Consider the following 14,466-nt stretch of genomic DNA (forward strand, 5'->3'; position numbering starts at 1 on the left):
ATAACAACGCACAATGAGGCGGAAAACAGTGAAAATTTTTGTAGAGTCGCGTTTTAAGAGAACGCTGCTGGCGAGCGCCATGGGCTTGGCCGCGGCTTCACTCGGCGCTCAGGCGCTGGCCCAGGAGGCGGTGCCCTCGATTGATCTGATGACCACCACCGAGTCCTACGATCCGATCCGCTATGAGGCGGCCTTTATGATCGCCGAGCGCTGGGAGGAGCTGGGCTTCGAGGTCAATGTCCAGCCCACCGAGTTCAGCACCGCCCTGGAGCGGTTCTACGACCAGCAGGACTTCGATGCCACTATCCTTGGCTGGAGCGGCCGCACCGACCGCCTCGATCCGCAGTTCTTCCTTAGTACCCTCGACTCCCGCCAGGCCAACCCCGGCGGCAACAATCCAGGCGGCTACGACAATCCCGACTTCGATGCGCTGTTCGATCAGCAGTCCCAGGCCTTCGATCCGGATGAGCGCCAGCGGCTGGTGATGGAGATGCAGGAGCTCTACAAGCCGGATGCGCCGCTGGTGGTACTGTTTCATCGCGATGAGGTGGTGGCCTACAACCACGAGGCGTTCGGCGGCTTCGAGCCAATGGCCGGGGAGGGCCTCTACAGCGAGTGGGGCCCGATGGAGGCGACGCCGGTGGGTGATCGCAGCACCCTGCGCATCGGCGGGCCTCAGGAGCCCGACAACCTCAATCCGCTGGCCTCCACCTCGGTATGGGGCTGGAAGTGGATGCGCCTCTACTACGACCGTCTAGTGCGCCTGTCGGCCGACGTCGAGCCGCTGCCCTGGGCCGCTGAGGAGGTCGATCAGGTCGATGACACCACCGTGGCGGTGACCCTGCGTGAGGGCATGACCTTCCATGACGGCGAGCCGCTCACCGCCGATGACGTGGCGTTTACCTGGAACTACTACCTCGACCAGGACTACAGCTACTTCAATTCCTACCTGGCCGCACTGGATAACGCCGAGGCCGTGGACGAGTACACCGTGCACTTCCATCTGAGTGAGCCATCGGCGTCGTTCGCTAGCATCTCGCTGTCGCAGATCCCGATCCTGCCCGGGCATATCTGGTCGGAGATCGACGACGCTTCGACGCTGAGTCCCGACGAGGTTCCCACCGTAGGCTCCGGTCCCTTCCAGTACGAGCGTTTTGACCGCGGCGAATTCATGGCCATCAGCAAGTTCGACGACCACTTCCATGCCGACGAGATCGCCGTCGACGGCGTCGAGTTCATCATCTATGCCGACATGGAGGGCGTCTATACCGGCCTGCAGACCGGCGAGATCGACGTGACCGCCTGGCGCATGGAGCCCGGTCAGATCAGCCTGGCCGAGAGCGAAGATCACCTCACCGTGGTCAACGTGCCCGACTTTGGCTACTTCCATATGACCTATAACCTGCGCCGCGCGCCCTTCGATGATCGTGCCGTACGCCGTGCGCTGACTATGGCCAGCGACCGCGAGCGCATGGTCAACGTGCTGCTCGACGGCCGCGGCGAGGTGGGCTCCAGCGTGATCGCGCCGGTCAATACCTTCTGGCATGAAGCCTTTATCGAGCGCTTCGACTTCGACATGGACGCGGCTCGCGCCGAGCTGGAAGAGGCTGGCTACAGCTGGGATGAGGACGGTCGCCTGATGCGCTGAGCGCATCCCTGAGACCATCTCCTTCATAGAGGTGCCGCCACCCCACGATGCTCACAAGGCGGCGTGGGGTGGACGGCCGTTCACAGCGAGTCCGTCATGTCGTCACGCAGAAGCTACCTGATACGCCGTGTGCTGCACGGCTTCATGGCGCTGTTCATCATCGCCACCCTGCTGTTCTTCCTGTTTCGCTTGGGGCTGCCCGACCCCACTGCCGCGCTGATCACCGAGGGGCTGACTCCCGAAGAGCGTGAGCGCATTCGCGCCAGCTTCGGCCTCGACCGGCCGATCTGGGAGCAGTATTTCATCTACCTGGCGAATATCGTCCAGGGCGACTTCGGCTACTCCTTCCACTACCGTGCGCCGGTGGCGGATATCATCTGGGAGCGGCTCGGCAACACCATGATCCTGATGCTGCCGGCCATCGTGCTGGCCTATGGGGTGGGGGCACCGCTGGGTGCCTGGCTGTCGTGGCGGCGCGGCAGCCGCGCCGACACCAGCGGTATCTTCGTCGGCCTGATGTTTCGCTCCGCGCCGATGTTCTGGACCGGCATGATCGCCATTCTGATCTTCGGTATCGGGCTCGGCTGGCTACCCACCAGTGGCATGCGCACGCTGCCCTACGAGGCTTCGGGCTTCTTCGACAAGATATTCACTCTCGACTTCCTGCATCACCTGATACTGCCGGCGCTGGTGGTGGCGCTCTACTACCTGGGGTCGCCGCTGCTGATAATGCGCAACACCATGCTCGAGGTGTACGGCGAGGACTTCATCGAGATGGCCCGCGCCAAAGGGCTGCCGGAGCGCCGTATTCTCTATGCCCACGCCGCGCGCAATGCGCTGCTGCCGGTGGTCACCCAATTGGCGGTCACCATCGGCCTGGCCGCTGGCGGTCAGGTGGTGGTCGAGGTGGTGTTCTCGTGGCCGGGGCTGGGGCGCGAGATCCTCAACTCGGTACGCACCTCTGACTTCCCCCTCGCCCAGGCCAGCTTCCTGGTGATGGCGGCCTTCGTCATCACCCTCAACCTGCTGGTCGACATCCTTTACACCATGCTGGACCCGAGGGTGAGCTTCAAATGAACCGATCACGACTGATGAAGAGCGCCCAGGAGCCGATCAGGGCGATCCTCGGCGACCGGCTGGCGCTGGTGGGGCTGGCGGTGCTGCTGTCGATCATCGCCATGGCGCTGTTCGCTCCGCTGCTCTCCACCCACGCCCCGCTGGCGGTCAACGAGCGCGAGGAAGGCTCGCTGTTCACGCGCAGCGTCGACGGCGAGCAGGTGCGCTGGCTGGCCTCGCCGCCGCTAGGCAATGCCACCCTGAATGCCGCCGACTACCGCGATGGGCTGGGCATGGCAGTGGGCCGTGATGGGGTGGTGTGGCGCTACGCAGAGGGCGACTGGTCGCGCCTCGACACGCCGCTGTCGACTACCCTGCACGCGGTCAATATTCGCGAGGACGGCGCCACCCTGGTGGCCGGCGCTCGGGGCACGGTGGCGCTGTGGACCCCCGACGGTAGCTGGCAGACCTATGACATGCCTGAGCCGTTGAACGTCAACGGTATCGCTTGGCGCGATGCCGGCACCGCGCTGCTGGTGGGTGGCGGCGAGACCATCTGGCGCCTCGACATGGCCAGCGGCGAGGTGACGTCGCTGGAGAGCCCTGTGGGCCGCGGCTTCGACCTCAACGCCGTGGCGCTCGACGTCGACGGCAGCGCCTGGCTGGTGGGTGACCGCGGCCTGGCGCTGCACCTCGCCTCCGACGCCGACACCCCGAGTCTTGAGCGACTACCCGGCAACCGTGAGCTCAACCATATCCATATCGCCGACAGCGGGGCCGGTCTGATCGTCGGCGAGCGCGGCACCCTGCTGGTACGCGATGACGCCGAGGCAAGCTGGCAGAGCCAGGATGCCCCGGACTCCCGCGCCATGCGCGCCGGCTGGATTACCGACGACGGTCATGCCTTTGCGGTGGGGCGTAGCGGCATCGTCTTCGAGCGTGAGCCGGGCGGCGACTGGCAGTTGATGCCCAGCGACGAGGAGCGCCATCTGCGTACACTGATGGTCACCGAAGAGCACTACTTTGCGCTGGGGTCGGATCGTTTCGTCAACCGCCTGGCGCCGCCCTCCGGCGAGCACTGGTTCGGCACCGACCATCTCGGCCGCGATCTGTTCAGTCAGAACGTTCACGGTTCGCAGATCGCCCTGCTGGTGGGCTTTCTTGGCGCCGCCCTGGTGGTGCTGATCGGCGCCAACGTGGGTCTGGTGGCCGGCTACTTCCGCGGCCGTACCGAAACCGTGCTGATGCGCACCGTGGATGTGATGTACGGGATTCCCTTCGAGCCCTTTGCGCTGATCCTGGTGCTGCTGTTCGAGCCGAGTCTGTTTATCGTCATCCTCGCTGTATCACTGCTCACCTGGCGCACCGTGGCGCGGCTGATCCGCTCTCAGGTGCTGAGCCTGCGCGAGCGGCCCTTCGTCAAGGCGGCGCGGGTCGCCGGGGCGTCGGACCTGCGCATCATGTATCTGCATATCTTCCCCAATGTGATGCCGCTGGTGTTCCTGGAGTTGGCCATCATCGTCGGGGTGTCGATCATCGCCGAGGCGACGCTGTCGTTTCTCGGGCTGGGCCCGCCGCAGTCGATCTCCTGGGGTGGGATCCTGCACAACGCGCGGCTCTCAGGGGCCTGGCGCGAGGCCTGGTGGTGGAACCTGCCGCCGGGGCTGCTGATCATGATCACGGTGCTCTCCGTGTTCTTCATCTCCCGCTCGCTCGAGCTGGTGGCCAATCCACGACTGAGGGCACGTCGATGACTGCACCAACGTTACTGACCGTCGATGACCTGGCCATTCACTATCAGACCGGCGCCGGCCCGGTGCAGGCCGTGGACGGGGTGAGCTTCACCCTGGCGCCCGGCGAGGCGCTGGGGCTGGTCGGGGAGTCGGGCTGTGGCAAGACCACCGCGGCCAAGGCCATGCTGCGGCTGCTACCACCCAACGGCCAGGTACCCCGCGGGCGTATCGACTTTGCTGGCCGCGACCTGCTCGGCCTCGATCCGGAGGCGATGCGCCAGGTGCGCTGGGACGAGATTGCCTGGATCTCCCAGGCGGCGATGAATGCCCTGGATCCGGTGTACACCGTCGGCGACCAGATTCTCGAGGCGATGAGCGCGCACCGCAAGATCGAGCGCAAGGCGGCCTGGGCCCACGCAGAGCAGCTGTTCCGCGACGTGGGGATCGACCCGGCGCGGCTCTCTGCCTACCCCCATGAGATGAGTGGTGGCATGAAGCAGCGCGCGGTGATCGCCATGGCGTTGGCGTTAGACCCGCAGCTGATCGTCGCCGACGAGCCGACCACCGCGCTCGATGTGGTGACCCAGGCGCAGATTCTGTCGCGGCTGACCAAGCTGCGCCGCGAGCGCGGCCTGGCGCTGATGTTCATTACCCACGACATCTCGGTAGTGGTGCAGACCTGTGACCGGGTAGCGGTGATGTACGGCGGCCAGATCATGGAGACCGGGCCGGTGCGTGAGGTCTTCGCCAGCCCCTTCCACCCCTACACCATGGGACTGACCAACGCTTTCCCGACCCTGGAAGGCGCCCAGCGCGAGCTGATCTCGATTCCCGGCAGCCCACCGGATCTGCTCGACCCGCCGTCGGGCTGCCGTTTCGCTGAACGCTGTCCCTTCGCTACCCAGCGCTGCACCCGCGAGACGCCGGCGCTGGCCGAGGTCGGCGAAGGACGCCATGCGGCCTGCCACTATCCCGATCAAGCGGTGGATTTCCGCCAGCGGGCGGCGCAGAACGCTACCTGGCAGATTGCCGGCGAGCGCCTCGGCGAGCAGGTCCAGGGCGCCGGCAGCCTGGAGCGGCGCATGAGTGAGACGCCGATTCTCGAGGTCGAGGGGCTCAAGAAGTATTTCCCGGTGGAGCAGGGCTTCCTCGACGGCCTGCGCGGCAAGCGCCAGGAGCGCCAGGTCCACGCCGTCGACGACATCGACGTCGATCTGCGCGAAGGCGAGATTCTCGGCCTGGCCGGTGAGTCGGGCTCGGGCAAGACCACTACCGGTGAGATGTTGGTGCGCCTGCAGGACGTCACCGCCGGCGAGATCCGTTTCGACGGCGTCAACATCGCCGCCCTCAAGGGGCCTGCGCTCAAGGCGTTCCGGCGCAGCGCCCAGATGATTTTCCAGGACCCGTACCAGACCCTCAATCCCCGCTTCACCATCCACGACATCGTCGCCGAGCCGCTGATCATCCACCGCCTGGCCGAGGGCGATGCGCTGGAGCAGCGCGTGGTCGAGGCGCTGGAGCGGGCCGGACTCAAGCCGGCCGGTGCCTATCAGGATCGCTTTCCCCACGAGTTGTCGGGCGGCCAGCGCCAGCGGGTGGCGATCGCCAGGGGGATCATCCTCGAACCGCGTTTCATGGTCGCCGACGAGCCGGTGTCGATGCTGGATGTGTCGATCCGCGCCGGGGTGCTCAACCTGATGCGGCGTTTTCGCAACGAGCTGGGCATCTCCTTCGTTTACGTCAGCCACGATCTGCCGACGATTCGCTACGTCGCCGATCGTACCGCGATCATGTATCTCGGTGAGATCGTCGAGGTGGGACCCACCGATACTTTGATCCTCGAGCGCAAGCACCCCTACACGCAGCTGTTGCTGGATGCCAGTCCCGAGCCGGACCCGGCGGTGGTCAAGGCGCCGCTGGAGAGTGCCGGGGAGATTCCCAGCGCCGTGGAGCCGCCCAACGGCTGCCATTTCCACACCCGTTGCCCCAAGGCCATGACACACTGCGGCTGGGAGGGGCGCGACGTAGCCACAGCGCTCAGCGAGTGGCGGATTCAGGGCGGGGAGATCCGCTATCTGGGTGGCGTCAGTGTGACCGGCTTGACCGCCCAACTGGCGCTGGCGGAAGGCGCCGACGAGGCGTCGGCCCGCGATGAGCTACAGGCGATTCTCTCGGCCAAGCACCCCTCGCTGTGGCAGGCGGCCCGGATCGAGGCCCGGGAGGGGAGTCTAGGCGTCGTGTTCTCGGCTCAGGCCTCGCCCAAACGGCGGCTGATTGCCCGTGAGCATTCAGTGGCCTGCTATCTCTACGAGGAGGTGGGAACTGCGTAGCGGGTGCGCCCGCGCGGTCCGCGGGGCGCATCCTGAGGGGCCGGTCAACGCTGCTTGATGTAGAACCCCACCATACACAGCACTAGGCCGAGTACCGACAGCAGCATGCCGCCGTTGACCAGCAGCGGGTAGCGCTCCAGCCAGGAGACGAACGGCTGGGGCGTGTCGCGGCAGACGCCGTCGAGGTAGTCCCAGTAGCCGCCGGAGAGGGTGCACTCGCGGACGTCACCGAGTTCCCAGAAGTAAACGCCCATCAGTAGCACGACGGGCACGATCATGAGCAGCAATCCAAGTCGTATCATCGGTTCGTGGGCACCTTAACTTGGACGCGGGCAGTTGGGTTGGCGTCCGGCGCTGCGCGCCTGCTCGTAGCGCGCCATGGCATCGTCCATATTGGCTTGGAGACCGGCCATGCGCTGGCCCTGGCTGGGGTGGGTCGACATCCACACCGGTGGCTGGCCGCCGCTGGCTGCCTGCATGTTCTCCCACAGCGTCACGCTGGCACGGGGATCGAAGCCGGCCTCAGCCATCAAGCGCAGGCCAATCACGTCGGCCTCGCTCTCGTGGCGGCGCGAGAAGGGCAGCAGGATGCCGTACTGGGCGCCGGCGCCAAGCAGGCCTAGCATCTGCTCGCCTTGTGGGCCCTGCAGCCCGGCCACCGAGGAGAGCACCGACATGCCGACCTGGGTCGCCGACTGGGTCGAAACCCGCTCGTTGGCGTGGTTGGCCACCACGTGGCCCATCTCGTGGCCCACTACCGTGGCGACCTGATTCTGGTCGGTGGCGATGTCGAGCAGACCAGTGTGGATCCCCATGTAGCCACCGGGCAGGGCAAAGGCGTTGGCCGAGTCATCCTGGAAGACGCGGATCTGCCAGTTGTAGTCGCGGTCCCGGCCGGAGAGCTCGGCCACCAGGGCGTCGGCGATGCACTGGGCGTAGCGGGCGTGAGCGCCGCCGACCACTGTCATGTCCTGCTGATATTGCTCGAAGGCCTGCTGACCCATCTGGTTGAGCTGCTCATCCGAGTAGAGGGTGAACTGCTGCCGCCCGGTAGGGGAGCTGGCGCAGGCAGCGAGCGATACGCACAGCGCACCAATGGCGAGTCGGGGGATCCAGCGCATGGTCAAACGTCCTCGTAGTCCGTCCTTAGGCAGTGGACGAAAGCCACTGATCTGCCACAAGATACCCGGATACTCACCCAGGTCAACACAGGGAGACCCCGTTCATGGATGCCGAGCTTTCAGCGCGACTCAGCAAGCTGCTCGATCGCGTCGAGGCCTTCTTGCCGCCCTCGCCGCGGCGCATCGACTGGTCGCGTGATGTGGCGGCGCTGTGGCAACGCCATCCACTGGGTGGACAACTTCTGCCGGTGGCGGTTCGCGATGCCGCGACCCTCGACGACCTGCTCGGCGTCGAGCGCCAGAAGCACGCCCTGCTCGCCAATACGCGCGCCTTCCTGCAGGGCCTGCCGGCCAACCACGCCCTGCTGTGGGGCTCACGGGGCAGCGGCAAGTCATCGATGGTACGCGCGCTGCTCAACACCCTGGCCGGCGAAGGCCTGCGCCTGATCCAGGTCGATCGCCACGACCTGGCCGGCCTGCCAGGGCTGGTCCAGCAGCTGCGCGACCAGCCGCAGCGCTTCGTGGTCTATTGCGACGACCTCTCGTTCGAGGCCAACGACGACGCCTACAAGGCGCTCAAGAGCGTGCTCGACGGCACCCTTACCGGGCCGCCCGACAACGTGTTGCTCTACGCCACCTCCAATCGCCGCCATCTGCTTCCCGAGTCGCTGTCCGATAACCAGGAGACTCAGCTGGTCGGCGATGAGCTGCACCACGGCGATGCCGTCGAGGAGAAGATCTCGCTATCGGATCGCTTCGGCCTGTGGCTGGCGTTTCACCCCTTCAACCAGGCCACCTACCTCGAGGTCTGCGAGCATTGGGTGACGCGGCTGGGCAGCGGCGAGGACTGGCACGCCGGGGCCCGCGAGGCAGCGATCCGTTTCGCCACCCTGCGCGGCGGCCGGAGTGGCCGCGCCGCCTGGCAGTTCGCCTGCCAGTGGATAGGTGAGCAGCGGCTGGCGTCGCAGCCCCAGGCCTAGGATTGTGGCGTCAGGCTGCCGTCAGGATTGACGCTAAAGCGCACCGTCGGCATCCACAGGCCCGGTGGTAGGCTGACCCCCAGCCCGCGAACACCGCCCGGGGTGATGGCAAGCTCGCTGCCGGCGGGGAGTTCGCCGCGATTGGCCAACTGGCTGGCCAGCTGCACCATCGGCGCGAAGCGCTGGCGGTCGCCGAGCACGTCGAAGCTCACCGGTAGACGCAGGTCGGCGTCGTCGCCCGGGGTGAGCGCCACGCGCTCAGCGTAGTTGCCGCTGATCGGCTCGGCGTCAGGCACGTCGAGGGTCCAGCGAAAGCCGTTGAGCTCCACCGGTGGCATGCCGCGCGGCAGCCCCAGGCCCATGGCCAGGGTAGCCTGCACCGGTAGACTGCCGGTGCCGAGACTGGAGGCGATCAACGAGGTGATGTCGGAGGTGTCGAGACCGGCGCGGATGGCATAGGGGCCGATACGTACATCCTCCACGCCCAGCGAGGTCACCGCCAGGCGCATGGCGAACAGGCTGGTCTGGGGCATCGCCAGGCAACCGGCAAGCAGCAGCGCCAGGCCGGTGGGCAGCAGCAGGCGCCAGCGGCGGCGCAGACGAAACGCAACGAACGACATGATCACTGACTCCTGGGCATGGAATAATGGCCGGGCGGTTCCCGGGAGGGACGCGGGGCGCGCGGATTTTAGGGCCAGTGTAGCTGGCTGCCAAGTTATTTTGTGCCAACCGACTGCTAAGGAAAGCCGATGATGGCGAGAGGCAAAGCAGCGCTGCTGGGGTTTTTACTGGCCGTGCTGGTAACGACCCTGAGCGGATCGCTGATCCAGACCCAGTTCAACCTGGCGGCGCTCACCGCGCTGGGGGCCGAAATCAGCCTCGCCACGCGTCTGACCACTACCGCCCAGGACCTGGTCGGTTTCGCCCCGCTGTATGCCAGTCTGGTTGCGGTCACATTGACGGTTGCACTGCCGCTGGCAGCGCTCAGCCGGCGCTGGCTACCGCTCCCGGCCGGCCTGCTGTATGCCTCGGCGGCGGCACTGGGGTTGTGGCTGGCCTTCATGGTGGTCGATGCACTGGCGCCGATGCCGACCCTCATCGCCGCGACGCGCAGCCTGACAGGTACGCTGTGCATGCTCGTGGGAGCGGCCCTGGGGGGTGTTCTCTATGCCTGCTGTGTTGGGAGACGCTTATGAAACGCTGGCATGCTCTGGGGCTGACAGTGCCACTGCTGGCCGGATTGGCTCACGCCGACTACCGCCTCGAGACCCTGACCGAAGGCCTCGAGCATCCCTGGTCGCTGGCGTTCTTGCCCGATGGCCGCATGCTGGTCACCGAGCGTCCGGGTCGGCTGCGCTTGATCGAGGCCGACGGCTCACTGCGTGACGCGCCGCTGGCCGGGGTGCCCGAGGTCTTCGCCGAGGCCCAGGCGGGGCTGTTCGAGGTGATGCTGGCCCCCGATTTCGATGACAGCGGATGGCTCTACCTGAGCTATGCCTACGGCGATATCAGCGCCAACAACACCTGCCTGGCGCGCACGCGCTTCAACGGCGAGGGCCTCAGCGGTGGCGAGGTGCTGTTCTGCGCGTCGCCGGCCAAGCGCGGCGCGGCACACTACGGCGGGCGTATGGCGCTGCTGCCCGACGACACCCTGGTACTGACCCTCGGCGACGGTTTCGACTATCGCGAGCAGGCACAGAATGCCGGCAATCATCTCGGTAGCCTGGTGCGGCTGACCCTCGATGGACGCGTGCCGGACGATAATCCTTTTCTCGGCGACGATGGCGCACGGCCCGAGCTCTACAGCATGGGGCATCGCAACGTACAGGGCATCGTCTATGACGCCGCGCGCGATGAGCTGCTGATCAACGAGCATGGCCCGCGCGGTGGCGATGAACTCAACCTGATCCAGCCCGGTGCCAACTACGGCTGGCCGTTGACCACCCACGGCGTCGACTACACCGGGGCGCAGATCACGCCGTTCCGCGAACTGCCGGGCTTGACGCCGCCGCTGCTGCATTGGACGCCGTCGATCGCCCCCTCGGGCATGGCGCTCTACCACGGCGACGCCTTTCCCGACTGGCAGGGCGATTTGTTCGTCTCGGCGCTGGCCGGCCAGCAGGTACGCCGGCTGGTTCGCGAGGAGGGGCGCGTGGTCGAGCAGCAGGTGCTCTTCGAGGCGCTCGATTCGCGCATTCGCGACGTGCGGGTCGGCCCCGACGGCTACCTGTATCTGTTGACCGACCACGCCGATGGGGCGCTGGTACGGGTGGTGCCAGCGTCATGAGAAACGTCGAGGGGCGCCTGATTCAGGCGCCCCTCGACAATCGAGCATGACCAGCAACCGTCAACGGCGCTTCTTGCGTGCTTCCTTGGTACGGCCCAGCTCGCGTTTCTTGGCCTTTTCGCGGTCGCTGGCCCCGGCGTCGCTGTCGTAGGGGTTCTTGCCGGAGCGGAACTCGAAGCGCATCGGCGTGCCGCGCACCTTGAGCACCTTGCGGAAGGTGTTGGTCAGGTAGCGCTTGTAGGCATCCGGCAGCGACGCGGTCTGATTGCCGTGGACCACGATGATCGGCGGATTGCTGCCGCCCTGATGGGCCATGCGCAGTTTGATGCGGCGGCCGTGCACCAGCGGTGGCTGATGCTCGCTGACTGCGTCCTGCAGGATGCTGGTCAAGCGATTGGTCGACCAGTGGCTGTTGGCGGAGGCGAAGGCGCGATCGATGGAGGGGTAGAGATCGCCCACCGCGGTGCCGTGCAGCGCCGAGATGAAGTGCAGCTCGGCGTAGTCGGCAAAGCCAAGGCGCCGCTTGATCTCGGCGCGCATCTTGTCCTTGGCCTCGGCCTCCAGGCCGTCCCACTTGTTGACCGCCAGCACCAGGGCGCGACCGCTGGTCAGCACATAGTCGAGCAGATGCAGGTCCTGCTCGACCAGGCCGCTGCGGGCATCGAGCACCATGATCGCGACATGGCACTCCTTGATGGCGTCGAGGGTCTTGATGATCGAGAACTTCTCGGCGATCTCGCGAACGTTCTTACGACGCCGGACCCCGGCGGTATCCACCAGTACATAGGGCTTGCCGCGTCGCTCGAAGGGGATCTCGATGGCGTCGCGGGTAGTGCCGGCCTCGTCGAAGACGACCACGCGCTCTTCGCCGAGCAGGCGGTTGACCAGGGTCGACTTGCCGACGTTGGGGCGGCCAATCACGCCGATGCGGATACCGTTGCTGATATCGGCCGGGGCGGCATTCTCTTCGCGCTCGGGGAACGGCGCCAGCACTTCGTCGATCAGTGCGGTGACGTTGCGGCCGTGGGCGGCAGCGATGGAGTGCGGATCGCCGAGTCCCAGCTGCCAGAAGTCGGCCATCGCCGAGTGCTCTTCGAGGCCGTCGGTCTTGTTGACCACCAGCCAGGTCTTTTTCTGGTTGACCCGCAGGTGGTTGGCGATCGCCTCGTCGGCGGCGATCAGGCCGGCGCGGGCGTCGACCATGAACAGCACGATATCGGCTTCGTCGATGGCCAGCAGCGACTGTTCGGCCATGGCCGCATCAATGCCATCTTCGTCGCCACTGATGCCACCGGTGTCGATCACCGTGTAGGTCTTGTCGCCGAGTGCCCCGTTACCGTATTTGCGGTCGCGGGTCAGGCCCGGAAAATCGGCCACCAGAGCGTCCCGCGAACGGGTCAGGCGGTTGAACAGCGTGGACTTGCCGACATTGGGTCGGCCGACCAGGGCGATGACTGGATTCATTGTGTCTCGCGAATCTGCAGGGCTTCGAGGCGCCCGTCGTTGGCCAGGGCGTGGACCCAGCGGCCGTCGGTCAGCGGGCGCAGGCTGATGCCCGAGCGGTTGACCCGGGTACGGCCGATGACGTCGCCGCTGTTGCGATCGAGCAGGTGCATGTAGCCTTCGAAGTCGCCGAATACCAGCTTGTTGTCGGCCAGTGCCGGGGCGGTGATCCAGCGGCCTTCGAAATCTTCGGAACGCCATAGCAGGCGGCCGGAGAGGGCGTCGAGGGCCAGGATGTGGCTGGCTTCGTTGACCGTGTAGAGGGTGTCACCGACCAGCAGCGGCGACAGGTAGCTGGAGTGCTCGCGCTCCCACAGGATTTCGCCGGAGGTGGCCTCCATGGCCAGCAGGCGGCCGTTGTAGCTGGTGACGTAGAGGCGTCCGTCCGGCGTCAGCAGCGGCTGACCGTCGAGGTCCACCAGGCGGTCCACCTCGGTACGGCCCTGGGGCACGGCGACACGCATCTCCATCAGCGGCTGGCCGCTGCGGTTGTCGAGGGTCGCCAGGCGGCCGTTGGCGAAGCCGACGAAGGTTACCGGGTCGATGACCTGCGGCGTGCCGGTGCCGCGCAGGGTCAGCGCCGGCTGAGAGCTGGAGTGCACCCAGACTTCGTTGCCGCTGCTGCGATCCAGCGCAGTGACGTTGCCGTCGACGCTCTGTACCACCAGCAACTGCTGGTTGGCCTGGGGCGCGGCCAGTACCTCGCTGGAGACGCGGGTGCGCCACAGGATTTCGCCGTCGTTCTGGCTCAGTGCCAGCACTTCGCCGTTGCGGGTACCCAGGTAGATCTGGCCGGCAATGGCATTGAGGCCGCTGGAGACGGGGGTGTCGAGGTCCTTGCGCCACAGGGTGTCGCCGCTCTCGGCGTCCATCGCATAGATCTCGCCGCGCTCGTCAGCGGCGTAGATCACTCCGTCCTCGCGAGACGGGGCGATAGGATAGGTCGCGCGGCCCAGGCCGCGGCCGACGCGCTGGCTCCAGGCGGTGCTGAAGCTGGCCTGCTCATCGAAGCTGGTCAGCTCCTTGGGCGGATACTGCGGCTCCACACTGCCGGCACAGCCGGCCAGCAGAGCCAGCGCCGCGGCAGCGATCACGAGAGTCGGTTTCATAGGGTGGCATCCTCCGCACCGAGGTTGTCGAGCTTGAGTTGTACGCCGTACAGCGACTGGCCGTGCTCCACGGCCAGCGCCATGGCCTGGCGGTAGGCATCGCGGGCTTCGTCGTCGCGCTCCAGGGCCACGAAGGCGTCACCGCGGATATCCTGGCGCTGGGCCGACAGCGAGTCGGGGATGCCGCTATCGAGCACCTCGAGCGCTGCCTCGGGGTTGCCGTCGGCAATCTGGACTCTCGCCAGGCGAAGCCGCGCCAGGGCCTGGATATAGTCGCGGGCGTTGCCATCAATCACATCGCCGAGTGCCGCTCGGGCCGCGGCCAGGTCGCCCTCGGCCACCGCCAGCCGCGCCTCGAACATCTGCGCCAGGTCGGCGTAGAGGGTGCGGCCATGGTTGTCGGTGATCTCGTCGATCAGGCCGCGCGCCTCGGCGCGACCGCCTTCGTCGAGCGCGGGGTCGGCGGCCAGGCTGAGCAGCTGCTGATAGCGCAGCGAGGCCGCTTCGGACTGATTCTCCTGATAGTTCTGCCAGGCGTTCCAGCCCAGTACGCCGGAGACGGCGATCACTACCCCAGCAATCAGCGAGGTGCCATTGTTCTTCCACCAGGCCTTGATGGCATCAAGCTGTTCTTCTTCGCTTCTCAGCTCCGCCACGGGCGGTCTCCTCTGAATTCGGAATGCATGCTGCGGCGCCATT

Annotated in this window: 13 protein-coding genes; 7 read left to right on the forward strand and 6 right to left on the reverse strand. The window is 66.4% G+C overall.

Features of this window, described 5'->3' with window-relative positions; translation table 11 throughout:
• The first annotated feature begins 28 nt into the window (after positions 1-28).
• From BLT16_RS14820 to BLT16_RS14835, 4 genes are all read left to right on the forward strand, one after another.
• On the forward strand, positions 29-1,648 hold the full coding sequence (locus tag BLT16_RS14820; RefSeq protein WP_245701695.1) for an ABC transporter substrate-binding protein: 1,620 nt from the start codon (positions 29-31) through the stop codon (positions 1,646-1,648).
• 96 nt (positions 1,649-1,744) lie between these two features.
• Positions 1,745-2,725, forward strand: coding sequence for an ABC transporter permease (locus BLT16_RS14825; RefSeq protein ID WP_089659292.1), 981 nt, complete (start codon positions 1,745-1,747; stop codon positions 2,723-2,725).
• Positions 2,722-4,458 carry an ABC transporter permease subunit gene (locus tag BLT16_RS14830; protein ID WP_089659293.1) on the forward strand — a complete coding sequence of 579 codons (1,737 nt, stop codon included), beginning with the start codon at positions 2,722-2,724 and terminating at the stop codon, positions 4,456-4,458. Before BLT16_RS14825 ends, BLT16_RS14830 begins: the two co-directional genes overlap by 4 nt.
• Entirely contained in the window at positions 4,455-6,767 is a 2,313-nt protein-coding gene (locus BLT16_RS14835; RefSeq protein WP_089659294.1) for a dipeptide ABC transporter ATP-binding protein, read from the forward strand. The genes BLT16_RS14830 and BLT16_RS14835 overlap by 4 nt, the downstream gene beginning before the upstream one ends.
• 44 nt (positions 6,768-6,811) lie before the next feature.
• Here BLT16_RS14835 and BLT16_RS14840 read toward each other — a convergent pair whose 3' ends face one another.
• Together BLT16_RS14840 and BLT16_RS14845 are read right to left on the reverse strand one after the other, a co-directional pair.
• Positions 6,812-7,069: a hypothetical protein gene (locus BLT16_RS14840; protein WP_089659295.1), complete on the reverse strand. Its 258-nt coding sequence runs from the start codon at positions 7,067-7,069 to the stop codon at positions 6,812-6,814.
• Positions 7,070-7,084: 15 nt separating this feature from the next.
• Positions 7,085-7,888 carry a M48 family metallopeptidase gene (locus BLT16_RS14845; protein WP_089659296.1) on the reverse strand — a complete coding sequence of 268 codons (804 nt, stop codon included), beginning with the start codon at positions 7,886-7,888 and terminating at the stop codon, positions 7,085-7,087.
• Between the two features lie 104 nt (positions 7,889-7,992).
• Here BLT16_RS14845 and BLT16_RS14850 point away from each other — a divergent pair, with 104 nt between their 5' ends.
• On the forward strand, positions 7,993-8,868 hold the full coding sequence (locus tag BLT16_RS14850; RefSeq protein ID WP_089659297.1) for an ATP-binding protein: 876 nt from the start codon (positions 7,993-7,995) through the stop codon (positions 8,866-8,868).
• On the opposite strand, the gene BLT16_RS14855 is transcribed toward BLT16_RS14850, so the two are convergent.
• Positions 8,865-9,488: a hypothetical protein gene (locus BLT16_RS14855; RefSeq protein ID WP_089659298.1), complete on the reverse strand. Its 624-nt coding sequence runs from the start codon at positions 9,486-9,488 to the stop codon at positions 8,865-8,867. The genes BLT16_RS14850 and BLT16_RS14855 overlap by 4 nt on opposite strands.
• A gap of 132 nt (positions 9,489-9,620) precedes the next feature.
• Here BLT16_RS14855 and BLT16_RS21050 point away from each other — a divergent pair, with 132 nt between their 5' ends.
• Both BLT16_RS21050 and BLT16_RS14865 read left to right on the forward strand, forming a co-directional pair.
• Positions 9,621-10,064 carry a hypothetical protein gene (locus BLT16_RS21050; protein ID WP_089659329.1) on the forward strand — a complete coding sequence of 148 codons (444 nt, stop codon included), beginning with the start codon at positions 9,621-9,623 and terminating at the stop codon, positions 10,062-10,064.
• On the forward strand, positions 10,061-11,155 hold the full coding sequence (locus BLT16_RS14865) for a PQQ-dependent sugar dehydrogenase (RefSeq protein WP_089659299.1): 1,095 nt from the start codon (positions 10,061-10,063) through the stop codon (positions 11,153-11,155). The genes BLT16_RS21050 and BLT16_RS14865 overlap by 4 nt, the downstream gene beginning before the upstream one ends.
• 60 nt (positions 11,156-11,215) lie before the next feature.
• Here the strand turns inward: BLT16_RS14865 and der are convergent, their stop codons facing one another.
• Genes der through BLT16_RS14880 form a run of 3 tightly spaced genes read right to left on the reverse strand, consistent with a single transcriptional unit; the run spans position 11,216 to position 14,423 of the window.
• Positions 11,216-12,619: a ribosome biogenesis GTPase Der gene (gene der, locus BLT16_RS14870; RefSeq protein WP_089659300.1), complete on the reverse strand. Its 1,404-nt coding sequence runs from the start codon at positions 12,617-12,619 to the stop codon at positions 11,216-11,218.
• Entirely contained in the window at positions 12,616-13,767 is a 1,152-nt protein-coding gene (gene bamB / locus BLT16_RS14875; RefSeq protein ID WP_089659301.1) for an outer membrane protein assembly factor BamB, read from the reverse strand. Before bamB ends, der begins: the two co-directional genes overlap by 4 nt.
• Positions 13,764-14,423, reverse strand: a complete 660-nt coding sequence (locus tag BLT16_RS14880) for a YfgM family protein (protein WP_089659302.1) — start codon at positions 14,421-14,423, stop codon at positions 13,764-13,766. The genes bamB and BLT16_RS14880 overlap by 4 nt, the downstream gene beginning before the upstream one ends.
• Positions 14,424-14,466 lie beyond the last annotated feature (43 nt).

It is taken from the genome of Franzmannia pantelleriensis (genome assembly GCF_900102875.1).
GTDB lineage: Bacteria > Pseudomonadota > Gammaproteobacteria > Pseudomonadales > Halomonadaceae > Franzmannia > Franzmannia pantelleriensis.

What these genes read in the sequence shown, in the direction of transcription:
- BLT16_RS14825 (WP_089659292.1), top strand. Translation starts at nt 1,745, where the DNA reads ATGTCGTCACGCAGAAGCTACCTGATACGCCGTGTGCTGCACGGCTTC.
- BLT16_RS14830 (WP_089659293.1), top strand. Translation starts at nt 2,722, where the DNA reads ATGAACCGATCACGACTGATGAAGAGCGCCCAGGAGCCGATCAGGGCG.
- BLT16_RS14835 (WP_089659294.1), top strand. Translation starts at nt 4,455, where the DNA reads ATGACTGCACCAACGTTACTGACCGTCGATGACCTGGCCATTCACTAT.
- BLT16_RS14840 (WP_089659295.1), bottom strand. Translation starts at nt 7,069, where the DNA reads ATGATACGACTTGGATTGCTGCTCATGATCGTGCCCGTCGTGCTACTG.
- BLT16_RS14845 (WP_089659296.1), bottom strand. Translation starts at nt 7,888, where the DNA reads ATGCGCTGGATCCCCCGACTCGCCATTGGTGCGCTGTGCGTATCGCTC.
- BLT16_RS14850 (WP_089659297.1), top strand. Translation starts at nt 7,993, where the DNA reads ATGGATGCCGAGCTTTCAGCGCGACTCAGCAAGCTGCTCGATCGCGTC.
- BLT16_RS14855 (WP_089659298.1), bottom strand. Translation starts at nt 9,488, where the DNA reads ATGTCGTTCGTTGCGTTTCGTCTGCGCCGCCGCTGGCGCCTGCTGCTG.
- BLT16_RS21050 (WP_089659329.1), top strand. Translation starts at nt 9,621, where the DNA reads ATGGCGAGAGGCAAAGCAGCGCTGCTGGGGTTTTTACTGGCCGTGCTG.
- BLT16_RS14865 (WP_089659299.1), top strand. Translation starts at nt 10,061, where the DNA reads ATGAAACGCTGGCATGCTCTGGGGCTGACAGTGCCACTGCTGGCCGGA.
- der (WP_089659300.1), bottom strand. Translation starts at nt 12,619, where the DNA reads ATGAATCCAGTCATCGCCCTGGTCGGCCGACCCAATGTCGGCAAGTCC.
- bamB (WP_089659301.1), bottom strand. Translation starts at nt 13,767, where the DNA reads ATGAAACCGACTCTCGTGATCGCTGCCGCGGCGCTGGCTCTGCTGGCC.